Raw genomic sequence first — 10,240 nt, forward strand, 5'->3', positions numbered from 1 at the left:
TCTCGCTGTAACTTGCTACTATTACAATTGTGCTTTCGCAACAGTGCTACGACATAGGAGTTGAGTTCTTTTTCGGCATTTGTTCACACTGGAGAGTGACAGAACAAGGACGGCAAAATGGACGGCAGAAAGCTGATTCGAACGGTTCAACTGGAGAACATACTCTCCTATGGACCTTCCACTCCAGTGCTCCAACTTGAACCTTTGAATGTCATAGTTGGCCCAAACGCTTCAGGAAAGTCCAATTTTCTTGAGGCGTTAGCGATTCTTGCAGCGGCGCCCAGGGACTTACAGGAGCCGCTTCGTGTTGGAGGTGGTGTGGTTGAGTGGCTTTGGAAAGGGTCCGAGGAGTCGCCAAAAGCCACCATAGAAGTAACCGTCGAAAACTTGTGGAATGAGCCGCTACGGTATCGACTCTCTTTTTCACAGTTCTTTGCTCGGTTCGTGCTCAAGGATGAAGCTATAGAAGATGAGCATTCGCGTTCCCCAGGTACGAGCCCGGCCTTCTATTACCAGTACCGGGACGGTAACCCAGTAATCCGTGTTGACGGAGAACCATCGTCAGAGCGACAACTGAAGCGGGAAGACGTCAAGTTCGAACAGTCAATTCTGTCACAGTTGCGAAACCCAGGCTTTCTCTCTGGATTGGAGCGACTGACGCATACGTTCGAGGGAATTAGAATCTATCGAGAATTCCCTTTGGGGCACAACTCTCCGCTGCGACGACCTCAGCAGGCCGACCTCATACAAGACTACCTCTTGGAAGACGGCTCAAATCTCGCCGCCGTATTGAGCTATCTGCTGAATCAACCAGCTACAAAGTCTAGAATTCTTGACCACATTCAGGACTTTCATCGGCCAGTCCAGGACATTCTTGCTGCTTTGCTCGGCGGTAGTATACAGGTATCTTTTCATGAAAGAGGCTTATACCATCCTATTCCTTCAATACGACTTTCCGATGGTACTTTGCGATTCCTTTGCCTGCTTGCCGTACTCTGTCACCCCAATCAGCCTTCGGTAATCTGCATAGAGGAACCGGAAACGGGGCTGCACCCAGATGTCATCCCCAAGTTGGCTAAGCTTCTCGTCGAAGCGTCGGAACGGAGCCAAGTCATTGTAACTACACACTCCGATATCCTCGTAGATGCACTGTCGGATACTCCAGAGGCAGTCGTGATCTGTGAGAAAGTGGATGGCGCAACTCAGCTGCGTCGCTTAGACGCAGACGCTCTAAAGTCTTGGCTCGAAGACTACCGACTTGGCGAACTCTGGACACGTGGAGACCTGGGAGGGAATGTCTGGTGAGCTTCAGAGTATTCGTGGAAGGCGGTGGCAGCGGCTCGGATAGTAGGGGAAGAAAGAGTAGACGCTCAGAGCGAAACAGTACGTTTCGTGAAGCGTTCAGTAAGTTTGTAGGTAAGGCGGGATTGGCTGGTAGAATGCCCCGCTTCATTCGTTGCGGCAGCCGAGAAATGGCATTTAGGGACTTCAAGAGGGCGGTAGGGGAGGGAGAGGACGCAATTCTACTTGTGGATGCAGAAGAACCGGTTAGGTCACGAGGGCCTTGGCAACACCTAAAGGCAAGTGATAATTGGAACCGACCTAGAGGCGCGACTAACGACCAGTGCCACCTCATGGTGCAAGTGATGGAATCTTGGTTCCTTGCAGACCCTGAGGCACTCGAGTTGTATTACGGACAAGAATTCCTAAGGGCCGCTCTTCCCAAGAATCCTAAGGTGGAAGAAGTTTCAAAACAAGAAGTGGAAAGAGGGCTCAAGCGGGCCACACACAGTACCAGCAAAGGCGAGTACTCCAAGGGCAAGGCCAGCTTTGAAATTCTCGCAGAGCTAGATCCGGCCAAGGTTCGAGAGAAGTCACCCTTTGCTGAGCGCTTTCTCTCAACTCTTGAAAAACTCTGCCAACCATAGCTGTCTATTGCCTCGGCTAACCTACAATTCGTCAATCTATGTCAAGAACGGAGCGCAACGCTCCCGGGTGCAATCCACTAACTACCCAACGGTTCTGCCGTCTCGGCATCGGCGGTGATGAGGGCGTCCGGATGCTCTTGCAGCAGGGTCGCCGGGTAGTCGGTGGAGACCTCGCCGAGCAGGGTGATGCGCAGGATGGCTTTCTGCCAGTCGCCGCCGTCGCAGTAGAGCCTAATGCGGCGGGATTCCAGGATGTCCTTCATGCCGAGCGTGATCGCCATGGGCGGGAAGGTATAGAAGTTGCCCCCCACGCGGCGGATGGAATTCATCACCGTGGTCTCCGGCGCCAGCGGCAGGACGCGGGTGCGGGAATTGCGAAATTCCTCCAGCGTCACCTGGTAGAAGCGGCTGATAGGCGGTTCGTTGAACGCCACGTGACCGTGGATGCCGATCCCCCCGTAGCAGGAGTCGATGCCGCCGAGCTTGGCGATAGTCTCGCTCACCTCGTCGATGCGCTCGATGCGGGGAAAGAAGACGTGGTCTTCCGGTATGCGCAGGTCAGGCTCGAGCCGCGCAAAGAATTTTTCGCGCATGTAGCCCTCGAAGCTCAGCGGATGGTCGAGCGGAATCGAGCGGCCTTCCCAGTCACAGTACTCGTCCATGTTGAACGTCCACACGTTCTGCCACGAGATGCGTTCGCGGTTGCAGATCTCGGCCAGCACGGGAAACTGACCGATTGGCCCTACCGGCAGGATGAGCCGCGTCGGTCCACCGGCGGCGTTGTGGGCTCTGATTTCGTCGGCAATCTCGCGCGCAAACGCGGCGTAGAGGGCCGCGCGGCTTGGCAAGATGTGCACCGGCACTTTGGCCTCGTCTTGCAGAGTCTCTGCGGGAAGGCGCATCCAAGCGTCAAGTTCCAGACCCATAGCTGCGCTACGCTCCTTTCACCGTAGATTCTTCACAAGCCCTGTGAGCAAAGTTGCATTAGCGATTGTTCGCCCCCCCCCCCAGCAATCTCAAGATTCAGCCATCGCGGTGGCGGCTCAACTTCATAATACTACGAGTTTCGGTCCGCAGGGCTAGGCACACGCCCTTTGCAGATGCTTGCAACGACACGACGTGCGTTGCATCCAGCCCTCTCGCTGTTCCGACACACTACCCAGAATCGGTGACGTCTGAATTGCGGGCGGAGGTAAATGCTATCGCAACTGATACCCAAGTCTGTTATCCTGTGAGTGGCAATACGAAGCGAGAGCGGTTCCGCACGACCTGGTATGTCAGGGCGTTCGCGGAGCATGGTAAATCACGTTCCGCTCAGTATCCGATCATTTCCGGTTCCATGAGGATTATATTGCTTTGGGCTAGTTGCAGTGCAAGGTGGTTTCAATGCTATCAATGCGCTGCCGGATGATGGGCGGCGATTCGCAGGAGAGATAAAATAGCGTCGGCGCGGTACAACGGAGTACTGATGCAGGTTGCGGTTCCCCATACGTGTTTCATTCGGAGCACAAGGTCATGCGTCAAGTGCACAGTAGGCCGTAACTCTCGTACAATGAAGGATAAGCTCGATCCCGTGCGGCGACATTTTGAATAGGCCACCAAGATAGACAAGGTAGCGCGGCTGACTATTGGGGATAGGGGAGCGCTCCCAGTCTGCCGTGGAGTTATTTAATGCAAGAGCGCCAGCGAATTGGAGAGACGCTACGCGCGGCGCGGTTGGCGAAGGGTGTCTCGTTAGAGGAGGCTGCTGCAGCCACGCGCATCCGCCGATCCGCATTGCAGGCGTTAGAGTCAGATGATTTCGATTCACTTCCTGCATCGGTTTACACCCGTGGGTTTCTGGTCAATTATGCCCGTTACCTGGGACTGATTGCGGAAGACATTGCTGAAGAATTCGATCGCCAAGAACGCGATAGTACAGAGACTTCTGTGGAAGAGTCGCAGGAGGAGCCGGCTCGACGTTCTTCTCTGTTCAGCTTGAAGATATTGTTGGCTTTCGCGTCCATGATCGCTCTCGGTGTGATTCTTAACTTTGTCTACGAGGAGTACTTGTCGGCAGGCCCCGCGCCAACGGTCGTAGAGAGCGAGCCTACTCCGACGACCGAACCGACACCGCTGGTCCGCGTACCGCCACTCCGCACCCCTTCCCCTATTCCTACACCTGAGCTGCCACCTACTCCGACACCCGTCATAGATTCCGGCGTCAACGTAACCCTGCGGTCCACAACCCAGCAGGCTTGGCTCAGTGTTTCGGCAGATGATGAAGTCATCTACGTAAACACGATCGGCCCAGAGACCGACCAAGGTACAGAGCCGCTGACGTGGTCGGCAACGGAGAGCATCTCTATCACGTTTGGACGCACCGGTGGGGTCGAGATTACCGTCAATGGCAGCGAAGTCGGCCCCTTGCTTGAAAGCCAGAATGCCGTGGTCTTCGAGGCCGTCAGATCAGATGACGGAGAATTAGTGATCGCCGTGAACGGTACGCCGGTTCCCGCTTCGGAATAGCGGCATGGGGGCGAAAGCCCTGTGCACGTTACCGCCGGTGGTGGATCTGCGCTGAGTTTGTTGTGCCCGGTCGCCTAACCTACGCAGAGTTAAGTCTTCGGCTGCCGACCCCTCTCACGTCCCCGAGTGAAACTTGTGTGATTTTCCGGAATCGTCCGCCGTTTTCTTCCGGATTCGGTTCTTCATCGAAAACCCACGATAGCGCAAAGGGACAACCGGTTGGAGTGCCGTTGTGACGGGATCGAGCGGCACAAGGGCAGGGAAATGACAGAGTTGGCGTGAGGTCCGCCGCAAGAGCATAGGCTACATTCGTCCCGCATAAATGTCTGCGGGAACCTGCCCAGAGTTGCCGCGCCGCCCCGATAGCGGTATCGTGAATAGCCAGGATAACGCCGCATGGCAGGCGGTAGGACGCCGACCTGTTAGAGGAATAGTTCATGCCCGTTGGCTATGCTACGCAGTTGACGCTGTTACGCATCGCGCTTGCGCCGCTCATCATGTTTCTCGTCATTTGGGGCGAGGGCACGCCGCGATGGTATTGGCTGGCGGCGGCATTGCTTGCGTTAGGAGCGGCGACGGATTGGCTGGACGGATTTGTGGCGCGCCGCAGCGCTACCGTCACGTCAGTTGGGGCATCACTCGATCTCGTGGCGGACAAAGTCCTCGTTGTCGTCGTCTTGATTTCCCTCGTGCAGGTAGAGCTCTTGCCCGGCTGGTGGGCGGCGGTAGTTGTCAGCCGGGAGATGGCCGTGACCGGCCTCCGCGCACAAGCTGCCGAGAAAGGCGCTTCCATTCCGGCGGGACGCGTCGGCAAACTGAAGACCGGTGTAACGTTCATCGCGTTGCTCGTGTTGCTCGTCTGGCAAGGCATCGTGAGCGACATTCTCCTCTGGCTTGCCTTGGCTCTCACCGTTTACTCCGGAGGAGAGTACATGTATAGCGGAATTCGCAAGATTCGGGAAGCAAGCAGCGCCAAGGCAACGCATTCTCCAACTTAGACAACATAAAAGGGGTTCACGTGAAATGAAGGTAGCCTTTATCGGTCTCGGCACGATGGGCATGCACATGGCGGTCAATCTGCGCAAGGCCGGCCATGATGTTTACGCGTACAACCGCACGCGCAGCAAGGCGGAGGCATTCGTCACATCAGGCGGCACGCTGGTAGAAAGCCCACGGGAAGGCGCAGAGCAAGCCGACTTCGTGCTCACCTGCGTTTCGATGCCGGAAGACGTAGAAGAGGTCTTCCTGGGAGAGGCAGGCGCTATTCACGGATCGCGTGCGGGACAGGTGTTCGTGGACCATAGCACCATAGATCCCGCCACCGCCAAACGTGTCGGTGCCGCGCTTGCGGAGAAGCAGATTCAATTCATCGATGCGCCGATTAGCGGCGGCCCGATGGGGGCCGAGGCCGGCACGCTGGCTATCATGGCGGGAGGCGAGGCGGAAGCCTTTGCCAGAGCCGAGCCGCTCTTTCAGGCTATGGGTGAGAACATCTTCCACGTCGGTCCGCTGGGCGCCGGCTCCGTGGTAAAGCTGCAAAACCAACTACTCGTTGGCATAAACCTGGCCGGCATTGTTGAAGCAATGGTGCTCGGCGCCAAGAACGGCGTAGATCCTGCAACATCCTACCAAGTGCTGGGAACCGCAATGGGCGACAGCCGCATGCTGCACCGCGCAATGCCGGACTTTATCCTGAAGCGTAACTTTGACCCGGCATTCGCCATCAAGCTGCTTGTGAAAGACCTGCGGCTGGCCACGCAACTCGGCCAGCAGGCGAGTGTAAGGCTGCTCATTAGCAACCTCACGCAACTCGTCTACGAAGAGGCAATCGCGCAAGGACTGGCCGACGAAGATCAAACGGCCGTGGTCAAGCCCCTGGAAGACCTGGCACACGTGGAGGTAGGCAAGGCGTGAGCGCGCCTCGCAAAGGCGCGGACGCATCGCCAACCCCCGCCGCGCAGCGTATTCCAGCACTACGTCTAGAGCAGTTTGCGCGGGACGTGCTTGTGCATGAAGGCATCCCGCCACAGCATGCGGAGCAATCGGCGCGGCACCTCGTGCTCTGCGATCTGCGCGGGGTTGAAAGTCACGGCATCACGCGCCTCTCCGCGCTGGCGCAGCGCATACGCAATGGCGTCGTCAACGCCAGTCCCAGCATCCACGTCGAACGCCAACGCGCCGCCTCCGCGTTGGTAAATGGCGACAACGGGCTGGGCGTGCCGGTCAGCACGTATGCCACGCAATCGGCGATCCGCCTCGCCCAAGAGCAGGGCATTGGCAGCGTAGGAGTTCACAATAGCAACCACTTCGGCATGGCAGCCGATTACGCGCTGCAAATGGCGGAGGCCGGTTGCCTCGGTATCGTGACGACCAACTCAAGCCCGGCCATGGTGCCCTGGGGCGCGGCGAAGAAATTCCTGGGCACCAACCCCATCTGCTTTGGCGCGCCGACCCAGGGCCCACCGCTCATTTTGGACATGGCAACGAGCGTTGTGGCCATGGGACACGTGGTCCTCGCGGAAAAGCGCGGTCAATCCATTCCGGATTCATGGGCGGTCGGACCCGACGGCCTGCCCACCACCGACCCGACGCGCGCCAGGCAGGGCGGAGCGCGTCCGCTGGCAGACTACAAAGGTTCCGGACTTGCGTTGATGGTCGAGATATTCACGTCTCTCCTTACCGGCGCGCCCCTGGGCGTGCATGCCGCGGGGTTCTTTAGCGATATGACACGGCCCGCCGACGTCGCCCACCTCTTCATCGCAATCGATATCGCAGCATTCGTGGATGCTCAATCGTTCGAGGAGCGGATGCAAGCGCTCTTGACCGAGATGCGGGAGCTGCCGCTGGCGCCGGGATTCGACCGCGTTACCCTGCCGGGTGAAATTGAACAAGAGTGCAGGCAAGATCGGGAAGCAAACGGCATCCCGCTTGACCCCGCCGTGCTTGCCGACCTCCAGCAACTTGCCACACAAACGGGTGTCGCGCTCACAGTTTGAACATGATGCGGCCGCCTTCTTGACCGTCATTCCGGCGAAAGCCGGAATCCAGGGTGTGTGCGGCGAAGATGGAATCCGCGCCCCCGTGCGGGGGCGAGCTTGCGCCGGAATTGTAAATGTCAGGTAATTCGTTGACAGAATTGAGAACAAAAGCAACCTTCCGCATTGCTAGACATGACAAGTACATATGTCATTCCGAACGAAGCGCAGCGGAGTGTCGAACCCTGTTCGCGGAATCTAGAGTACTGTGCCGTATGGACCATGTTCGACATTGATTCTAGATTCCTCGCTGCGCTCGGAATGACATGTACCGTCAACTCCTCAGAATGGAAAGCGGATTCTGTCAACGATTTACTCAACACTTACAGGATTGACGGAGGATTGCGTTCTGTTTTCATGGCACTGACAGGCGGGGTTGCTGCCTGCTTTGGTGCAATGCCGAACTTATTCTTGGTAAGTCAACAAAACCTAACCACTCTACAATCTAGGCCCTATCGTAATGGCACTCCCAGCATTTGAACGACAGGTTCTTGTCGAACGCGCCTTTCGTATTTTGGATGAAGGCGCGAGCGAGATGGACATTGCGCCGCTCGCGCGAGCCGCTATGCAATTGAACGGCGAGTTGCCCGCCGCTTTGCTGCGCCTTATCGAAGAGAAGCTCAGCGCCGACGGTCGCTTCGTACAAAACGCTGCGGGTAACTGGGGTTTGGCGCACTGGCAGCAAGACACTGAAGAGCTACTCACGTCGCAGGTTTTCGTGGTGCTCGATGTCGAGACCACCGGCGGCATCGCGGGCCGCCATCGCATCATCGAGCTTGGCGCAGTGCGCGTGTGCAATGGGGAGGAGATTGCTCGCTTTAACTCGCTGGTAAACCCCGGGCAGCGCGTAAGCAAGCGCATCTGGCAACTTACCGGCATTAGCGATGACATGCTCTGCGACGCGCCCACGGCGGGCCCGGTGCTCGATGAACTGTACGCCTTTATCGACCATGTACCGGTTGTGGGTCACAATATCGCCTCCGACCTCAGCTTTCTGCGCAACGAGGCGCTTTGGACAAAGCGTCGGCCACTTGCCAATCTGACGATCGATACGGTGCTCATGGGCGCACGACTCCTCCCGGAGCTTAAGCGGCCGAGCCTGGAACGAATGGCGCGGCACTTCGGCCTGAATGATGCGCCTAAGCACCGCGCGCTCATCGATGCCCGCGTGACCGCCCAGTGTTTTGCACGGTTAATCGACCAGGTTCCTCCCGAACACAACACGAGTATGCGAGCGTTCTTGGATTGGCTGGAAAGCGGCCAGGGGCACCGCCTGCCCGCTCACCGTTCCGCACTGCAGGCGCAAATCCGGCTGCTGCCCGCACTTCCCGGCATCTATATCTTTCGGGATAGCGATGGTGCCGTGCTCTATGTGGGCAAGTCCAAGTCGCTGCAACGGCGGGTGCGCAGCCACCTCGCGAACCCCGACCGACTCTTCGACGGCATGATCGAGCGGCTTGACCGCATAGACGTTGAGGTCACCGGCTCCGAGTTCGAGGCGCTGCTCCGCGAAGCGCAGATCATTCAGGAATTGCAGCCGGTCTACAACGTGCAGCAGCAGTATCGCCCCGTGCAGCCATACGTCCGCGTTTGGCGCAGCCAGAAGGCAGGTATCAAAGTTCAAACGAGCAATCGGCTGCGGCCGGACGACTCGGCATACTTTGGGCCCTACCGCAACCGCGCGGCGGCAAGCTGGAGTGCGCGCGTGGCGCGTCGTCTGCTTTCTGCCGCAGCCGATCTTTCGGCACAAGACCAAGCGAACATGGTGTTTCAGTTCTTGTCGGAAGGTCCGGCAGCCGTGGTGTCACACTGGCAGGCCCGGGAGGCGCCTGCTGCGGACGCGGCGCTGCAAGTTCTGCGCCGGCTGCGCGCACACCACCGCCCGCTCTCAGGAGGATTCGCCGGTCACACCATCCTGCTTATCTATCCGGCGGATCCGCCGGGCAAGATTCATCTCTTCTTCGTCCGCAACGGCCAAATGCTGGGACAGGAGACCATTGGGCCGGCGACGGAAACGGTCCTGGTGGATTCGCTGCACGGGTTCTTTGCCCACTACCTCTCGTTGCCCGATAACGCAGCCTCTGCTGACACCATTCGCCACTTCATTCTGCAATGGGTGTACCAGCACCGCGATGATCCCGCAGTCATCCCGATCGACCCAACGTGCGTGCATGTCGCAATGGCAGCGGCAAGCCAGCGCCTGGAGCGCTTGGGCGTGGTAGAGCCAACCACAACCGGCGGCTCAGGAGACATGCAAGGGACGATGCTTGGCTAGAGAAGGGTCTTCTGATGCGTGGAGCTTGGGGCCCGTACGCCACTCTCATCTGGAATTACCGCGGCCCACTTAGCGGGTAGCAAATTGCGGCCAACAATCGGTTTGCCTATGACTGGTGTGCGCAGGTTACAAACCTGCGCTACCGCCAGATAGGCAGACGTAGCGCGGAGGCTTGTCCCCCGCTCTTGAGTAGAGTGCAAAGGTCTCGGCGGCACGCGGTCGGATTCACCTCATTACGGCCAACAATCGGTTTGCCTATGGATCAGGTGTGCGCAGGTTACAAACCTACGCTACCGCCAGATAGGCAGACGTAGCGCGGAGGCTTGTCCCCCGCTCTTGAGTAGGATGCAATTGACACGGCGGCACGCGGTCGGAGTCACCTCATTACGGCCAACAATCGGTTTGCCTATGGATCAGGTGTGCGCAGGTTACAAACCTACGCTACCGCCAGATAGGCAGACGTAGCGCGGAGGCTTGTCCCCCGCTCTTGAGTA

8 protein-coding genes are annotated in these 10,240 nt (G+C 58.0%); 7 read left to right on the forward strand and 1 reads right to left on the reverse strand.

Going from position 1 to position 10,240, the window contains the following annotated elements:
• The first annotated feature begins 117 nt into the window (after positions 1-117).
• On the forward strand, positions 118-1,305 hold the full coding sequence (locus OXE05_09110) for an AAA family ATPase (GenBank protein MCY4437473.1): 1,188 nt from the start codon (positions 118-120) through the stop codon (positions 1,303-1,305).
• A gap of 167 nt (positions 1,306-1,472) precedes the next feature.
• Positions 1,473-1,928 (forward strand): DUF4276 family protein, encoded by a 456-nt coding sequence (locus OXE05_09115; protein ID MCY4437474.1) that lies wholly within the window; start codon positions 1,473-1,475, stop codon positions 1,926-1,928.
• A 77-nt stretch (positions 1,929-2,005) separates the two neighbouring features.
• Here the strand turns inward: OXE05_09115 and OXE05_09120 are convergent, their stop codons facing one another.
• A complete protein-coding gene (locus tag OXE05_09120; protein MCY4437475.1) occupies positions 2,006-2,854 on the reverse strand; it encodes a 6-phosphogluconolactonase in 849 nt (282 codons plus the stop codon).
• 745 nt (positions 2,855-3,599) lie between these two features.
• Here OXE05_09120 and OXE05_09125 point away from each other — a divergent pair.
• From OXE05_09125 to OXE05_09145, 5 genes are all read left to right on the forward strand, one after another.
• On the forward strand, positions 3,600-4,436 hold the full coding sequence (locus tag OXE05_09125; protein MCY4437476.1) for a DUF4115 domain-containing protein: 837 nt from the start codon (positions 3,600-3,602) through the stop codon (positions 4,434-4,436).
• Positions 4,437-4,873: 437 nt separating this feature from the next.
• A complete protein-coding gene (gene pgsA / locus OXE05_09130) occupies positions 4,874-5,434 on the forward strand; it encodes a CDP-diacylglycerol--glycerol-3-phosphate 3-phosphatidyltransferase (protein ID MCY4437477.1) in 561 nt (186 codons plus the stop codon).
• Positions 5,331-6,350, forward strand: coding sequence for an NAD(P)-dependent oxidoreductase (locus OXE05_09135; GenBank protein MCY4437478.1), 1,020 nt, complete (start codon positions 5,331-5,333; stop codon positions 6,348-6,350). Before pgsA ends, OXE05_09135 begins: the two co-directional genes overlap by 104 nt.
• A complete protein-coding gene (locus OXE05_09140; protein MCY4437479.1) occupies positions 6,347-7,432 on the forward strand; it encodes an Ldh family oxidoreductase in 1,086 nt (361 codons plus the stop codon). The genes OXE05_09135 and OXE05_09140 overlap by 4 nt, the downstream gene beginning before the upstream one ends.
• 499 nt (positions 7,433-7,931) lie before the next feature.
• Positions 7,932-9,746, forward strand: a complete 1,815-nt coding sequence (locus tag OXE05_09145; GenBank protein ID MCY4437480.1) for an exonuclease domain-containing protein — start codon at positions 7,932-7,934, stop codon at positions 9,744-9,746.
• The last annotated feature ends 494 nt before the right edge of the window (positions 9,747-10,240 follow it).

This window comes from Chloroflexota bacterium, from assembly GCA_026710945.1.
In the GTDB taxonomy this organism is placed as follows: Bacteria; Chloroflexota; UBA11872; order VXOZ01; family VXOZ01; genus VXOZ01.

Bases quoted from the DNA above. Each gene is read 5' to 3' on its own strand.
- OXE05_09120 (MCY4437475.1), bottom strand. From the start codon at position 2,854: ATGGGTCTGGAACTTGACGCTTGGATGCGCCTTCCCGCAGAGACTCTG.
- pgsA (MCY4437477.1), top strand. From the start codon at position 4,874: ATGCCCGTTGGCTATGCTACGCAGTTGACGCTGTTACGCATCGCGCTT.
- OXE05_09125 (MCY4437476.1), top strand. From the start codon at position 3,600: ATGCAAGAGCGCCAGCGAATTGGAGAGACGCTACGCGCGGCGCGGTTG.
- OXE05_09115 (MCY4437474.1), top strand. From the start codon at position 1,473: ATGGCATTTAGGGACTTCAAGAGGGCGGTAGGGGAGGGAGAGGACGCA.
- OXE05_09110 (MCY4437473.1), top strand. From the start codon at position 118: ATGGACGGCAGAAAGCTGATTCGAACGGTTCAACTGGAGAACATACTC.
- OXE05_09145 (MCY4437480.1), top strand. From the start codon at position 7,932: ATGGCACTCCCAGCATTTGAACGACAGGTTCTTGTCGAACGCGCCTTT.